The organism is Pseudoalteromonas sp. JC3, from assembly GCF_030291895.1.
GTDB lineage: Bacteria > Pseudomonadota > Gammaproteobacteria > Enterobacterales > Alteromonadaceae > Pseudoalteromonas.
In genome coordinates this window covers 3,277,285-3,292,259 of the sequence record NZ_CP127855.1, presented here as the reverse complement: position 1 = coordinate 3,292,259, position 14,975 = coordinate 3,277,285, and the positions used below count along the sequence as shown (strand labels likewise).

The following is a 14,975-nucleotide window of genomic DNA, read 5'->3' as shown; positions in this document are numbered from 1 at the left end:
CGCTACGCGCCTTTGGGTAAGCTCATATAGGCGCGTACGACCCTATCCCTAAATGCTAAATCCGTTGCCTTTTCGGCAGCTCTGTATAGTTGGCAAAACCCCTCGGGCTTTCCTGTTTGCAATAAGATGTCATCTAAAGCATCGATGCCAGTTAGGGTCTGTTGCCAGCGAGATACGATAACAGAGTCAGGCTCTGGCAGCTGACAGAGGATTTGCTCAGATAGCCTAAACTCACTGTTGGTAGCGACCTTGATCATATCGTCATTGGCCGCAGCTAACCAAGTAGCGCCTTTTGCGTTGACACAAATTAACGGTAAATAAGGCGCGATGGCTGGAAAGGCGGTGTTTTTAAACACCTCCACTTGCCAGTAAGCGCGAGCAATCTTAACAAACTGCTCGAAATTAGTGATGGCTGAAAAGCCTGATTGTGCGATGGGTTTGATTTCAACTCTGGGTTTGTTTGCATTCACGGTATCGTTTGCGGTATCTATATACCAATCTCCCACCAACATCGCATTTTGAAAGTACTCATCGCGTAGCGAACCCCATACTTTTTTCAGCTCGGCATTCTCTTTAAGCATGTAATTTCTGAGCACAGATAAACGTTCTGAATTTTGCTTGAGCTCCGTGGTGACGAGTTTAAACATTTCATCGCGAATTTCTAGGCAGCGACCAAGCGGGTAGGGTTTATCTGAAAAATAACTGTACTTTGGTGCGAGCGTGAGATCGGCATTGAGACGAAGGTTTGCCAGCTCAAAAGCGAGTAAATCTATTTCCTGTTGTGTCAAAACAAAGCCACTGGGTAGATACTAGATGGCACTAGTATAACCACAGTGGCGAATTTAGCCTATTTAATTGAAGAAATTAAATAACTTAGGATTGCATCTGGCTCGGGATCTCGGCTCGTATCCGGCAGATATTTAGGCCTTGTGAATATGCCTTGTTCTACTAACGCGTCCAGTGCATCTAAGTGCGCAATGCCCGTTTTACCGAGATATAAATTATCTAAGCTGCGGGTATTGGCAAGCTGCACTATGTCTTTAAAGCCTTTTAAGTAGAGATGATCTTTAGTAAAGCCACCACCACGGAAAATTCGAGTGGTCAGCGCAAAGGCTTCATTGACGTTTAATACACCCGAGTCAGCTAAAAACTCATACACTTGATAGAATTTATCGCCTTTAAGTAGCATGTTAACCGCAATCACCCTAAGCGCTAATACTTTCAATCGTGTCAGATTTATTTGCCCAGATTGATACTCGCGGTAGATGGCAAGGCCCTCTTGAGTATAGGTATTGCCAGGTAAACCTAAGTGCAGCACTTTAAGTTGCTGGGCGTCAGCATTTAAAGTCGTGAGTAAGTGCACGCCAATTTCATGCTCTATCAAGGCATTGATATCAAGCTCAGATAGCATCGCACTGCTATTTACAAGCAGAAGACGCTTACTATTGTCGACCATTGCTTTGGCAACGAGCTTGCTTGATATAGCGACCTTACAAGGTAAGCCCATAGCCTCAATCGCTTGATTAAAACGTACCAAGGCTTGCTCGGCTGTAATGTCTTTTTTTGGCAAGGTCTCTGTTTCGCGCGCGTGCAGCAAGAAGGTCGCATTATTTATATCGTTGTAATCCGGCTCACCATAATAGCGTAGCGAGTTATACAAAAAGGCTTCGCGACCAATTTGGGTGATCAGTTCGATTTTAGTCGCGTAGCTGTCGATCACTTTACGATATAAATCTTTTACGATCGGATCTTGGATTTTTCCAACGGGCAAGCGATAGAGTTGCTCTTTAAACTCATACGGGTCAATTTTCAGCGGGCGATATTTAAACGCAGGCTGATAATGACGTTTCGAGAAAAAGCGACGTTTCTCTTGGGCGATATTGCTTGGGTTAACATAATGCAGCGTTTCAAGGTTTCTGGCTATGCGGTACAGCGCAGAGTCCACGTTAATCAGCGCAGGGTCAAGCTGCGACGTTGATTTTGCTTTGCGAAGTGGCTTATAGCAGTGATTTTTAGCAAATGTTTTTGCCGTTTTACTCAAAGCAACATGCATGTTGCGCTGTAGTTTTTCAAACACCACAGGGAATAATTCGCCGCTGTTTTCGTCCATAAAGACTTTTTTTACTTCAAGCGGTACCACTAAGGTGTTATCAAAGTGGCTGGTAATATATTGCGCTTGATAACCATGACCCTGAAAGACGGTATTTTCAGCACAATCCACCAGCTGGCCTGCCAGTTTTTTCAGTCCTAGCTGTTTTTTCAGCTCATCTAATACGGCGCGAAAACGCAAGGTATCAAGTTGTGCAGTGCCAATATTAAAGGTTGGTGCATAAGGGTAGCTACGAATTTGATAATTATAGCTGTGCACATCAAATAGCAAGCAGGCACCAAACTTGCGCTCAAGCGTGGTTAACAGCGCACTGAGCACACGGTAATAGGCTGCATGCTTAGACAAGCTAACATCTATGTCTGCATTTGGTAGCGCTTGGCTCCACACTTGTTTACCCCATGCTTCTTTGTATATCGCAAGCTCTGGCGCACGGTTAAGATCGTATTCGTAACGTGAGTCACGCGCGATAAGCGTGATGGGTAATGATTCAATCATGCCGTCGGTAAACGGATCTTCCTCTTGTAAACGCTCAGCATCGCTAATGGCGAACAAGCCTTTTAGGCTAGCACGGGTGCGGTGGCCTGCGTGTACAGCAGTGGCGACATAAGGCACGTATTCCCTCACTTCGAGGTGAAAAGCACCTTCAGCAAATTGCCCACTGATGGGTTTGCCGGCTTCAAGCGCGGCAATGATGGCTTGTTCAGATAGCATGAGCATCTTCTATTACTTGACGGAATTGGTTTTTGCGATGCGTTACTAGCTCTTTGGCGTGCACCACACTCTCTACAAAATCGATAACTTGCACTTGCAGCTTACAGCGGTTTAAACGGTTAATACGGGTTATCCCGCCAGGTGAGAGCACGTTAACTTCAATAAGCTTGCCGCCTATCACGTCAATGCCAACAAAATACAAACCATCACGCACAAGCTTAGGGCCGATGTGCTTACATAGCGCTTTTTCTTGGTTGGTGAGTTTGTGTTTCACTACTTTGCCACCGGCATGTACGTTGGCACGCACTTCATTTGCTGCAGGCACACGTTTCATGGCGCCAATCGGTTCGCCGTTAAGCATTAGAATACGAACATCACCCTCGTCGGCACCTTCAACATAGTCTTGTAAAATGACGTAGTTGCTGCCTTTACCAGCCTCGTCGCCACCAATATAAAACTCAAGGAGTGAGCTAAAGCTTTGTTTCGCGCGTTTTTCAACGACGATAACACCGCGACCGCCAAAGCCATCAAGCGGCTTTAAGATCATTTTCTCTTGCTCTGATTCAGAGAATATACGCTCTAAATACTCTTTGTTTTTAGATACATGCGTATTTGGAATAAATTCTCTCGCAATACCTTGGAAAGATGCCGTGTATAGCTTGTTATTTGCGATACGCAGGCCATCGATGTCGTTGATGATGAAAGTATCATCACGAACAGAGTCTAAAAAGTTCATCGCTAAGGTATCAAGCGGTGGGTTGGCGCGCATAAATATTGCGTCAAAACCTGCCAAAGGAAGCTGTACTTTTTTAAACTCAGCTTTGTTGTAAAAGCTCACTAAGTTATCAGATACTTTTTGGCCCGCAACAAATACATCACAGAAGGCACTGGCGACACTTTCGCGAATAGTGAGGTTGTTTACGGTGGTGATGGCAACGACGTGACCGCGCGATACGGCTTCGTGGATAAGTCTTAGCGTGCTGTCGTTTTCAGCTTCTACACGCTCCCAAGGGTACATAATAAAACAGATTTTCACGGGCTATTTTTGCTCAGCAAATAAATTGGCAATATAGCGGTAAAATAGCTTAGACGCTCACGGATTATTTTTATCGACAAGATAAGGAATATCAATCATCTATTGGGCAAGAAGCAGAGCACTGACAGGTGCTCTGCAGGGTGGATATCATACTCTAAAGCGGTTAACTATGTCACTCAATTCGTGACTTGCTCGTGTTAGTTGCTCACTGGTGTTGTTGAGCGAATGCGTGGTATCCAAAGAGTGATGGGTGGAGTCAGAAAGCTGAGCTATTCGCTCATTAACTTCTTGTGCTGCAAGACTTTGCTCGTCGGTGGCTTTGGCGATGTGGGTACTCATATCCGAGATAGCGTCAATTAGGTGCTCAATTTCGGTTAATGCGTTATCGGCAAGCTGTACCTGCTCAACCGTTTGCTCCGAGATTTGTTGGCTAACTTTAACTGCTGCTACGGCCTGCTGCGCTTCTTTTTGCAGTCGCTCGATCATGTTGTGGATTTCATCTGTGCTTTGACCTGTACGACTTGCAAGGGTGCGAACTTCATCTGCAACTACGGCAAAGCCTCGTCCTTGTTCACCTGCTCGAGCGGCTTCTATTGCCGCGTTTAGTGCAAGTAAATTGGTTTGCTCCGCAATACCTCGAATAACATCGAGCACCGATCCTATATGCTGACTCTCTTGTGCAAGGCTTGTCGTTGTCACGCTCACAGATTGAATTTGCTCCGACAGCTTTTTAATGGCGGCAATGGTTTGAGAAATCGTTTGTTTGCCTTTTTCACTGTAATTGCGTGCGTCTGCGGCGGAATGTTCTGCAGTATCTGCATTGCTACTGATCTCGCGAACTTGCATGGTCATTTGTTCGGCAGCCGTGGCGACTTGGCGGCTATTGTCATTTTGCGACTCAATAAATGCCAAGTTTTCTTCGCCAGCCGCTTTTACCTGATTAGCCAGTGTTTCAACTTCTTTAGCGTTATGGGCCACTGTCGCGATGGAATGACGCATCTTCTCAGTATACAAGTTAAAGTATTTGGCAAGTGCGGTTATCTCATCTTTACCGCTTTCGTCGAGTTGTCGAGTCAAATCGCCTTCGCCTTGAGCGATATCTTTCATCATGTCTTTGGCTTGTTGAATGGGGGTGATTATGCTCTTACTAATGACTGCGCTAAACGGGAATAGCAGCACGATGAGTACAGCCATCTCAATTAATAGCAAATTTCGAATATAGGCAAACTCAGCTTCGATAGTGTCGAGGTACACACCGGAGCCGATGATCCAACCCCAAGGTGTAAACGCTTTGATGTAAGATATTTTTTCGACAGGAGCTTCTTTACCGGGCTTTGGCCAAAGGTAGGGAACAAACCCCGCACCACTTTTTTCTGCCACTTGTACCATTTCAACGAATAAGCGCTTGCCGGTGGGATCTTTTGATTGGCTGAGATCTTTGCCGTTGAGCTCGCTTTTAAATGGGTGCATCACCATTTTGGGATGGTAGTCGTTGATCCAGAAGTAATTGTTACCTTCGTATCGTAAAGCGGCAACGGCATCAAGAGCTGCGGATTTCGCTTGCGCTTCTGGGAGTTTCCCTGATACATATTGTTGATGAAAGTAAGCCACTAAACTATAGGCATTTTCAACAAGGTTTTGAGTTTTATGATATTGCTGCTTTTCGAGAGCATCATACTGTTGCGATAAGCTTACTGCGCTTTGAAGGATAACGCCGATAATAACGACAATGATCAGTAACGCGAGGCGCTGGAAAATGGTGAGATTTCGAAAAAACTGTTTGGACATAACGCAATCCTTATGTCGTTTTTATTATTGAAAGTAGCAAGCGCGAACGCCTCATCAATTCATACTAGTTAATCTTAGTAGTAATACCAATTGCGTTAATTCTCCAACCAATTTGAAGGGTGAAATACCATATTAGCTTAGTTAAAAATTTCTCATTTAGAACAACTAAATAGCAAAATTTTTGCCTTGCTACTAAAGCTATTTCTCCGCTTCAAATAGCTCATTTACTTAATGCAATTGATATATAACTTGAGATAGAACAATAATTTCAGTTTTTCTTAGTCTTGAAGAATAAACAATTAGACCAATGGATTAGAACTAAATGGAGAGAAAAGAAGAAGCGCCCAGCTCATAGGAAGCTAGGCGCTATTAAGTGTTTACTTAGCTTCAACCTCAAAATGACGATTAAAGAAGTCAGTAATGGTTTGATGCAAGTGGGTTTGTACTTTTTTGCCACGTAAACTGTGCTTCGATCCAGGGTAAGTCATCATTTCAAATGGCTTAACCTCGTCCTGCAACTGCTTAAATAGTTTCGTTGCATGGGTAAATAGCACGTTATCGTCCGCCATACCGTGATAGATCATCAGCGGGCCTTTTAGTCCATCAGCATAAGGGAACACCGCGCTTTGCTCATAGCCCTTAGCATTTGTATCTGGGTGACCCAAGTAACGCTCAGTGTAATGGGTGTCATATAGAGCCCAATCTGTTACTGGCGCACCAGAGACACCAGCTTTAAAGTAGTCGCCTGCTTTAAACATTGTCATCAGCGCCATATAACCACCATAGCTGTGACCATAAATACCGATACGCTCAGGGTCGACGTACTCTAGTGTACGTAAGAACTCAACGCCTTTAATTTGGTCAGCCACTTCCACTACACCTAAGTGCTTGTAGATTGGATCTTCAAACTTTTTACCACGGTTGTAAGAACCTCGGTTATCTAATTGGAAAATCACATAACCCTGCTGGGCAAGATATTGGAAGTACAAGTTTTTACTACGCCAGCTGTTGGTCACGCGTTGTGCATGAGGTCCGCCATACACGTTCACAATAACAGGATATTTCTTACCGTTTTCAAGCTTTGCTGGCTTAAATAAGCGGTAATACATAGTTTGACCATCTTCCGCTTTAAGTGTGCCATATTCTGGCGTAGCTAGATTGCTCAAATAAGGCGTTAACGGATGTTCGTTATTCAGCGCATTTTCTTCAAGCCAGGTCACAAAGTCACCATTCACTTTGCGTAGCGCAACCGCTGGTGGACGGTTTACAGAAGAGCTTTTATCGATAAAGGTACGGTTATCTTTTGCCAGTACGACACTATGATAGCTGCCTTTTTCGGTAATACGTTTTGTATCGCCATCTTTAAAAAGTGGTACGCTGTATAGGTGGCTTTCAAGCGGCGTGTCTTTGCGGCCGGAGAAGTATACGATGCCTTTTTTCTCATCAATTCCCTGAAGGCTCTCAACAATCCAATCGCCTTTAGTGATTTGGCGCACAAGTTGACCATTGGTTCTGTACAGGTAAAGGTGTTTAAAGCCATCGCGCTCAGATGCCCAAACGAAATGCTTTTTGTCCTTTAAGAATTCAAGGTCAAAGTGTAGGTTAATCCAAGTATCACTGGTTTCGGTTAGGGCGACTTGCTGCTTTTTGCTTTTAGTATCGTAAAAGCGCAGTTCCAGTTTTTGCTGTGAGCGATTTTGCCACTGATATGACAATGTTTTATTGTCTTTTAACCAATTTGCACGGGCAATATAGATATCTTTATCTTCGCCTAAATCAATCCAATCCACCTTTTGGTCATTGATCTTTACAACACCTAATTCAATCTCAACGTTAGCAGTCCCGGTGTATGGATAACGTTGATTGAATAGCTTGACCTCTTCGGCATAGATTTCGTTACGAATGGCTTCCTGAACTGGGCTTTCATCAATGCGAGTAAAAGCAATTTGTTGCTCATCACCCGACCACCAATAGCCTGTCATACGGCTCATTTCTTCTTGAGCAACGAACTCAGCCATGCCGTTTTTAATTACGCCACCGCCGTCTTTAGTTAATTGCGTTTCTTTACCCGATTTAAGATTAATGGCATAGAGGTTTTGCTCACGAATAAAAGAAACAAAATTGCCTTTTGGCGAGAAGCGAGCGTCGGTTTCGAATGCTTCAGTTTCCGTTAGTTTCTTACTCTTACCAGAAGCGATTTCATAGTAGTACAAGTCGCCATTGAGTGGGAAAAGTAGCGCTTTGCCATCTTTTGACCATTTGTATTCTAAAATACCACGGCCAAAAATACGTTGACGCTCACGACGTGCTTTTTCTTCATCTGAGAGGTTCTCTGGGCCAGAAAATAGTGCCGCAGAATCTACCAACAAGCGGTTTGTATTGTCTTTGAGATTGTATTCCCAAAGGTCGTAACGGTTATAGTCTTCTTTTTTACCTTGAAGATAAGTAACACGAGAACCGTCAGGAGAAAATTGCAGTTTTACAGGTGCTTTACCTGAAAGAGACGGATCGTCAAAAAGTCGCTCTAGCGTTAGTTGCTCTGCGCTAGCGGTGACAGAGGCAAGTGCTAATGGAAGAGCGATGGTGTAGTGTTTAATGCGAGAGTGCACGGTAGCCACCTTGTTATATTTTTAAAGTCTGATTGGATGGTAATGAAGCCGCTTTGCAATAGCAACAAATTCGGATAGAGTGCCGTGTAAATAGGATTTATAGAATTTCACTATGTCATTTGAATTAGCTAAAGAATTACAACGAGACTGTATCTTAATTACCGAGTGGCCGCTGTGTAGCGTGTTGTTAATGAATGATGTTCAGTACCCTTGGTTTATCTTAGTCCCTAGGGTTGTGGGCGCGAAAGAAATTATTGATTTACCTGAGTCGCAGCAAGTTCAATTTTGGCAAGAATCGGCCAAACTTAGTCAGCTGTTACAAGACACCTTTACCCCAGATAAATTAAACGTGGCTGCGCTTGGTAATATGGTGCCACAACTACATGTGCACCACATCGCACGATTTAAAACCGATATTGCATGGCCAAAACCGGTTTGGGGGCTCTATCCAGCAAAACCCTACAGTGATGAGGAAATTGAGCAGCTAAAGGCGAGTTTTGCTTAAATCCTCAAAAAGGCAATGAGACTGTAAACACACCAAGCGCTTTACAAACTTTTAAGTTCTACGTGTTTTGTGTTTATATCTGGAACTGTTATAACTGAAATTGACTTTTGCCGTTTTAAATCAATGAGTAGGCGATATGAATAAAAGTTTAGTTGTTATTTTGGCAGTATCATTATTATCCGCCTGTAAGGCGACTGTGCCAGAGCCTTATCAAAAAGATCGTGAACCAGAATCCAGAACTGAATATAGTGGTGTGGAAGGGTTGGCGCAGCAACAGCAAGATCAAAACTATTTGATGCGCAAAGAGCTACAAGACAAATGCGATGATGCGAAAGTAAATTTAGCGATTGCTAAATCTGACAAAGCCACAAAAGCCATCAAAAAACACCAAAGAGAAATCAAAGATTATTGTATCTAAGGTTAATTACCGAGCAACTGTTATCTTGCTTAAAGGTAACATCAACAAGAATATTCGTTTGTTAGTATCTGAATTAGCTTATTTTTTATAGTTTGATGGCTCTTTTATGAGAGGCAAAGTAAAAGTAAGATGTTGATACTGTTGTTTCGTAATTGGATGGTGTTTTCAAATTTAAATTATAATGAGTTTTGTTTGGCGAGAATTTTTTGATAATATGGAATTACCTTTTTTGGGTAATTTAAAGGATGAAATTATGAAACTTGTTTTGCTTGTATTACCTTTGACTCTAATCGGCTGTACCTCTTCTAACAATGTTCAATTAGTAGAAAAACATGCTGAGATGGCTGTTGTAGAGTGTGGCAAGGGTAATGTTAAATCGGTATCAACGACAAGCTTTACCTGTAAAGAAAAAGCTTAAGCGTGAATATTGGATTAAAAGGCGTTTCATATGAAGCGCCTTTTGTTTTTGATGATACTGAAGTTACAGTCCTAGCACCTGCTTACCTTGCTTAAAGGTAACATCAACAGGAATGTTTGCTTTGGAAAGCTTATCTAGATCTTTTTGCAGTTCCGCTTTGATATCGCCGTGTGTGGCGATCAGTTGATCTACTTTTTGATAGTCGCCGTCACCTTGTAGCGTTAGGATAAGGTTAGACAGTTTCTCCATCGCTGCGCCCATCTTTTCCATATTCACTTGATATAGACCATCCGTGTTCTTAGAAAATGCGCCTTCTTCTTTAAAGAAGTTAAAGCGGATCATGTTCGCTTTACCATGTGCACTGGATGCACCAAAACGTACTGAGCGGAAGATACCAGCCATAAAGGTGATGTAGTAATCCTCAAGCGTACCTTCGGTGATCTCGCCTTTTTTAAGCAATTGCTCGACCATGTATAGACCTAGGATATCGGCTTTACCTTCTTCAAGCGCACTGGCGTGTTCTTGCAGTGATTGGCGCACGGTGCCTTTACCTGTAATGGTATTTTTAATGCCTAGACCATGGGCCACCTCATGGAACATGGTATTAGCAAAGAAAGCATCAAAGGTGATGTGCTTACGTTGCTCAGGGACGATAAGTTGGTCAGCAATTGGTACTAAGATCTTATCGAATTTTGCGCGCATGGCGTTTTTAAGCTGTAGGCGACGCGTACCTTTTTGGAGTTGCACTTCTTCGTCATTTGGCAAGTTAATCGCAATGGTTTTACTACCCGCGTTTGAATGGCCTGCATAATAAATGACGTCATATGCGTTTAGGTCGGCATCAGAGCCTGGTACTTCTTGCTTGTATTTATCATCAACAGGCAAGCCGGTTTGTAGCTCAGGTAAGAAGGCGGCAAATTTAGCGAGACGCTCACTCCACGCTAAGTCTTTAACCAGAACGTAAGACTCAAAAGCGGCGCGATAGCCAAATAGCTGGTCTTCATAGGTTTCAATTGGGCCGATCACCACATCAATCGGGTTATTCTTCATGTCCATCCAAGCAAAATCAGACGCTTGGTAGCTATTATTGACTAACGCATCTGCACGCAAGTTTAAGTAGTTTGCAAACTCTTTATCTTGTGCCAGTTTACTTGCTTGGCGTAAAAGCTCTGCGGCTTTATCCAATTCAGCTTTATATGCGGATGAGTAAGAAGTGCTGTATAGCTTGCCGTTCTCATCGCGGCGGATGACAGAGTACAGTCCTGTTTTATCTTTTACATCGGCGTTATTTAGCTCGTCTTTGGTGATGTCGCTTGGGTAAAATTCTGCACCCAGTGCTTTTTCTTCAAAGCCAGAAAGAAAAACTTGGTCGCCATTTAAACGATCCCAAGGTCCATAGTTAATATCTGCGAATTGGCGTACTTTTTCGTCTGAGATTTTGCTTAGGAATGTTGCTTTGTCTTCGCCGAATGCTTGCTGCCAAAATAAATCATCCATAATAACCGAAGCGTCGATGAGTAAAGCTAGCATCTTTTTCTGGTTATCGTTTAAGTGACTCAAGTCTGTTTCGAGTGTTACTGGAGTATAAATATCTAGCCGGTCTTGAGATGCATTAACTAGCTTATAGCCTGATTGTTTAGTATCAACTTGTCCTTGCTCAGTTTGTGCACTAGGTTTCTCAGAAGAGGTTGATGGCTCAGAGCAGCCAGTTAGGGTGAGACCTGTTGCAAGTGCGATTGCAACCGAAATCATTGAGTGTTTCATAATGCTCCCTTGTTGTCTGTATTCTATTTATTTATGTGGCGATCACCTTACACGATTTTGTATCACAATACTTAGTTAACTTTGGTTGGCGTGTGATACGCAAGCCGCTGTTAACGTGAAAGGTCATCATTTGTGTTCAGCTATGGGTCATTTTCAGTATTTTTGCGGCAAAGTTTGCCACAAAGCACCATATGCTATGAATTCTAACTTGCTAATTATTGAGGGTATATAAATAAAATATTATTTTTTTAGATTTTCTTAACTTTATCCGAAAGTTAGACAATACTTACGTCATAGATACTAAAAATCAGCAGTGTGACCTCCAGCAAGCAAGTGCTTACTTTTGCCATAAGCTTACGCTTGTAGTCGGGTCTTTTATTCAGTTATTAAGGGATTTGGTTTCATGTCTACAGAAAATGCTTTGCTCACGATTCTAACTGACAGAATTAATAACGATACCTTGGTATTGCCGACATTACCTGAAATTGCAGTGCGGGTTAGGCAAGCGGCAGATGACCCTGAAATTAACTTGATGCAGATGGCAGATGTTATTTCTCACGACCCAGCCCTTGCAGCACGTATGATCAAAGTTGCCAACAGCGCATTTATGGGCCGTTCGGTGAAGGTAAACACCTTAAACCAAGCAGTAACTCGTATCGGTCTCAGACAAATCAAGAATATAGCGACTGCAATGGCGATGGAGCAGCTATTTGTTTCTAATAACAAGCTTATTAAAACTTACATGGACAAAGCTTGGCAGAAAACGCTAAAAGTTGCTTGCCAAGCGATAACAACGATGGATTTTTATCTTCGCGTCAATAAGCACACGTCGCTTAACAAAGATACAATCACGCTGGCTTCTTTGGTGTTTAATATCGGTGTTTTACCGATTTTGACGGAGGCCGAACGTCACCCTGAAGTGTTTGCCAATCCAAGCTTTTTGGCTCATGCAATCCAGAAATTAGGCGGCAAAATTGGGGGGGCAATAATGCGAGAGTGGGAATTCACCGATGAGTTTGTTGAAGTTGCAGAAAGCTGGGCAAATCCTAATTATCGACCTGAACATGTTTGTTATGTCGACTTTATTCGTGTTGGTGCGATTGTAGAAGGTATTTTGCAGGTGTCGGATAAGTCTGCAGCGCTAAAGCAATATGAAGAAAAGGGGGTAATAAGAGAGGTGAATATGTTTGCTGATGACACTTATTTGCATGTACTCGAAGACGTTAAAACAATGTTTGCCTAATCCTTGTAACTTAATGCGCAGTTTCAGCGCCTTCGTTTGCCGTGAATATAAAGACCTCTGTTGAGGTCTTTACCGTTTAGGGGATGGCCTCGGCTTGGGACTTTCTAAATATTTTACTTATCCGAGCACCTGTAACTGAAATCGTTAAGCCACATAAAATAAAACTACCCCCGATGGCTTCAATTAGCATCAATCGCTCATTAAGTAATAAGGCTGAACCTACAATGCCGACAATAGGGATTAATAAAGCAAAAGGCGTCACTGCTGCGGCCTTGTGATTTTTAAGTAGCCACCCCCATATTGCGAATGCAATCAGTGTCGAGATATAACCCACATAGGCAATGGATAACCAAGACTGTGTTGTAGTGTTTAGTAGTAAGGTCAATGGGGCGTCAGTTTCAATAAAATAAGACAGTGTAAAAAGTGGTAACGGCGGCACTAGGCTTACCCAAACAATAAAATGGAGTAAATTCACGTCTTGCAGGCGCTTCATAATGAGGTTTGAAAACGACCAAAATAATGCCGCGAATAGAATGAGTACCGCGCCCAACATTGTCGTTGACCCAGAGGAGTTGATAAAAAACAAACTAAAGCCAAACGTTGCAATGCTAATCCCTACCACTTGAAAGCGATTCATGGTTTCTTTTAACAACAAAACACTTAGCAAAATCGTGAAAATGACTTGGGCTTGTAGCAGCAAAGAAGCAATGCCGGCTGATGCATTTGATTCCATCGCAATAAACAGCAAGCTAAACTTAAGCACACCTAAAAATAGCCCAACCCCGAGTACGTTCCATACCGACGTGTTAGGAAAAGGAATGAAGAATACTGCTGGGATCGCGACTACCAAAAAACGCAAGCCTGAGAATAAAATAGGAGGTAACTCTGCTAGGCCAAATTTAATGACCGAAAAGTTAAGCCCCCAAATTATCACTACTATTAAAGCCAATGAAATGCTTTTTACATTCACGCGCGTCAAACTCCGTTTAATTGTACGAGTTACCGTTTTCGGGTATCGGACTACTGGCGTAAACTGTCTTCGATGCCTGAAATTCAGGTTAGCAAAGCGTTACTGCCAAAGCCGAATTACTATCATGCCATTGAAGAGTAAATAAAGCGCGACAAATACGTTGGTTAGTGCAAATAAACTCGCGAGTCAGTAACTATACGCTCGTACTTGAGTGCGTGCAATCTGCTTGCTATTGGCGCAAAGTGACCTTGTGAAGATAGCGTATTGAGCTGGATAAAGAAAAATTGATAGCCATATCCGCTATCAATTTTTCGTACCCAAAGCTCAACAGACTATAGATGGTAAAATTAAGACTCTAGGCCTTCGTCGTCACCAAGACCTTTGGTTAGATCTTCTAACAACTCTTTGATTTCTTCCGATACCAAAATAAAGTCAGCATCAAGTTTAACGGCTAGATCTTCTTTTGGGATATCTGCATTTTGGTCTTTAAGTGCTTCTGCATAGCTTAAACGTTTTAATGTGCCATCGTTTTGTAAAACGAATTTCACGCGCTCACGCCAATCTAACGCGAGTTTAGTCACACGTTTACCGTTTTCTAGGTGCGTTTTGATTTCGTCTGATGAAAGGTCATGTTGTTTTAACTTGACTTGAGCGCCGTTGTCGTCTGGCTCTTGCAACTCTGCGTCGGTGCCTATTGCAAAGCCTTCAGGTGCACTAAACTCGGTGAGCCAGTGTGTTAGCTGTAAGTCTAAATCATAGTTTGCAAACGCAGGTACAACAGGAAGCGTGCCCAGAGACTTACGCAGTAATGCAAGTAGTTCTTCCGCTTTATTGAAGCTGGCACTATTTACAATCACCCAACCTGATTTTTGGTCGATAAAAGCAAATTGCAGGCTCGATTTTTTGAACGCTTGAGGCAATAAAGTGGCTAGGATATTTTCCTTGATATCGTCTTTTTCTTTTTTCTTTACTGGACGATTTTCTTGTTGCTCTATTTGCTCAATTTTTTCAGCGACCATTTCATTGACTACGGCTGCAGGAAGCACCTTTTCTTCACGCTTAGCACAAACTAAGATACTGTCTTGAGAAAAATGTGAAAGCATCTGACCATGTTTACCGAAGGCTTTTGTCCAGCCAAAAGTGGTCATGTCTTGGCTACCACAAGGACGAAAAATATCCTGCTCGAGTGCTTTTTCGAAATCTTCTTGTGCGTAAGTTACATCTTGTTTGAATTTGTAGCAGATTAAGTTACTGAACCACATAGAAATATGCCCGTCTGGAATAAAATTGCGGTCATCATAGCAAAAAGGTCACAGCTTGTATTCCACTAGATGATGTTTGGTGGTGGGGGAGATATCTTGCGCCAATACGCCACTTTGCAGTATGGCGTATTGGATGGTTGT

The 14,975-nt window shown here is 42.7% G+C and carries 12 protein-coding genes; 4 read left to right on the top strand and 8 right to left on the bottom strand.

Going from position 1 to position 14,975, the window contains the following annotated elements; genetic code table 11:
• Positions 1 to 2: 2 nt before the first annotated feature.
• The 5 genes from QSH61_RS14230 to QSH61_RS14210 form a co-directional block, all read right to left on the bottom strand.
• Positions 3 to 788, bottom strand: coding sequence for a hypothetical protein (locus QSH61_RS14230; RefSeq protein WP_102057359.1), 786 nt, complete (start codon positions 786 to 788; stop codon positions 3 to 5).
• A 59-nt stretch (positions 789 to 847) separates the two neighbouring features.
• Positions 848 to 2,827 (bottom strand): flavohemoglobin expression-modulating QEGLA motif protein, encoded by a 1,980-nt coding sequence (locus tag QSH61_RS14225; RefSeq protein ID WP_174169853.1) that lies wholly within the window; start codon positions 2,825 to 2,827, stop codon positions 848 to 850.
• Positions 2,811 to 3,857: a glutathione synthase gene (gene gshB / locus QSH61_RS14220; protein ID WP_010606117.1), complete on the bottom strand. Its 1,047-nt coding sequence runs from the start codon at positions 3,855 to 3,857 to the stop codon at positions 2,811 to 2,813. The genes QSH61_RS14225 and gshB overlap by 17 nt, the downstream gene beginning before the upstream one ends.
• 147 nt (positions 3,858 to 4,004) lie before the next feature.
• On the bottom strand, positions 4,005 to 5,645 hold the full coding sequence (locus QSH61_RS14215; protein WP_206472246.1) for a methyl-accepting chemotaxis protein: 1,641 nt from the start codon (positions 5,643 to 5,645) through the stop codon (positions 4,005 to 4,007).
• A gap of 377 nt (positions 5,646 to 6,022) precedes the next feature.
• Positions 6,023 to 8,254, bottom strand: coding sequence for a S9 family peptidase (locus QSH61_RS14210; protein WP_206472247.1), 2,232 nt, complete (start codon positions 8,252 to 8,254; stop codon positions 6,023 to 6,025).
• A 112-nt stretch (positions 8,255 to 8,366) separates the two neighbouring features.
• On the opposite strand from QSH61_RS14210, the gene QSH61_RS14205 reads away from it, so the two are divergent.
• The 3 genes from QSH61_RS14205 (at position 8,367) to QSH61_RS14195 (ending at position 9,595) form a co-directional block, all read left to right on the top strand.
• A complete protein-coding gene (locus tag QSH61_RS14205) occupies positions 8,367 to 8,759 on the top strand; it encodes an HIT domain-containing protein (protein WP_010606120.1) in 393 nt (130 codons plus the stop codon).
• 136 nt (positions 8,760 to 8,895) lie between these two features.
• Entirely contained in the window at positions 8,896 to 9,177 is a 282-nt protein-coding gene (locus QSH61_RS14200; RefSeq protein ID WP_010606121.1) for a hypothetical protein, read from the top strand.
• A gap of 181 nt (positions 9,178 to 9,358) precedes the next feature.
• Positions 9,359 to 9,595: a hypothetical protein gene (locus QSH61_RS14195; RefSeq protein ID WP_102057354.1), complete on the top strand. Its 237-nt coding sequence runs from the start codon at positions 9,359 to 9,361 to the stop codon at positions 9,593 to 9,595.
• 63 nt (positions 9,596 to 9,658) lie between these two features.
• Here the strand turns inward: QSH61_RS14195 and QSH61_RS14190 are convergent, their stop codons facing one another.
• Positions 9,659 to 11,359 carry a DUF8614 domain-containing protein gene (locus QSH61_RS14190; protein ID WP_206472248.1) on the bottom strand — a complete coding sequence of 567 codons (1,701 nt, stop codon included), beginning with the start codon at positions 11,357 to 11,359 and terminating at the stop codon, positions 9,659 to 9,661.
• Positions 11,360 to 11,762: 403 nt separating this feature from the next.
• Here QSH61_RS14190 and QSH61_RS14185 point away from each other — a divergent pair, with 403 nt between their 5' ends.
• Positions 11,763 to 12,602: an HDOD domain-containing protein gene (locus QSH61_RS14185; protein WP_010606124.1), complete on the top strand. Its 840-nt coding sequence runs from the start codon at positions 11,763 to 11,765 to the stop codon at positions 12,600 to 12,602.
• Positions 12,603 to 12,678: 76 nt separating this feature from the next.
• Here the strand turns inward: QSH61_RS14185 and QSH61_RS14180 are convergent, their stop codons facing one another.
• Complete coding sequence (locus QSH61_RS14180) at positions 12,679 to 13,572, bottom strand: EamA family transporter (protein WP_206472249.1); 894 nt, start codon at positions 13,570 to 13,572, stop codon at positions 12,679 to 12,681.
• A 347-nt stretch (positions 13,573 to 13,919) separates the two neighbouring features.
• Entirely contained in the window at positions 13,920 to 14,834 is a 915-nt protein-coding gene (gene rdgC / locus QSH61_RS14175) for a recombination-associated protein RdgC (RefSeq protein WP_010606126.1), read from the bottom strand.
• Positions 14,835 to 14,975 lie beyond the last annotated feature (141 nt).

Coding starts and splice junctions, on each gene's coding strand:
- QSH61_RS14225 (WP_174169853.1), bottom strand. CDS start 2,827: ATGCTCATGCTATCTGAACAAGCCATCATTGCCGCGCTTGAAGCCGGC.
- QSH61_RS14215 (WP_206472246.1), bottom strand. CDS start 5,645: ATGTCCAAACAGTTTTTTCGAAATCTCACCATTTTCCAGCGCCTCGCG.
- QSH61_RS14205 (WP_010606120.1), top strand. CDS start 8,367: ATGTCATTTGAATTAGCTAAAGAATTACAACGAGACTGTATCTTAATT.
- QSH61_RS14200 (WP_010606121.1), top strand. CDS start 8,896: ATGAATAAAAGTTTAGTTGTTATTTTGGCAGTATCATTATTATCCGCC.
- QSH61_RS14195 (WP_102057354.1), top strand. CDS start 9,359: ATGAGTTTTGTTTGGCGAGAATTTTTTGATAATATGGAATTACCTTTT.
- QSH61_RS14190 (WP_206472248.1), bottom strand. CDS start 11,359: ATGAAACACTCAATGATTTCGGTTGCAATCGCACTTGCAACAGGTCTC.
- QSH61_RS14185 (WP_010606124.1), top strand. CDS start 11,763: ATGTCTACAGAAAATGCTTTGCTCACGATTCTAACTGACAGAATTAAT.
- rdgC (WP_010606126.1), bottom strand. CDS start 14,834: ATGTGGTTCAGTAACTTAATCTGCTACAAATTCAAACAAGATGTAACT.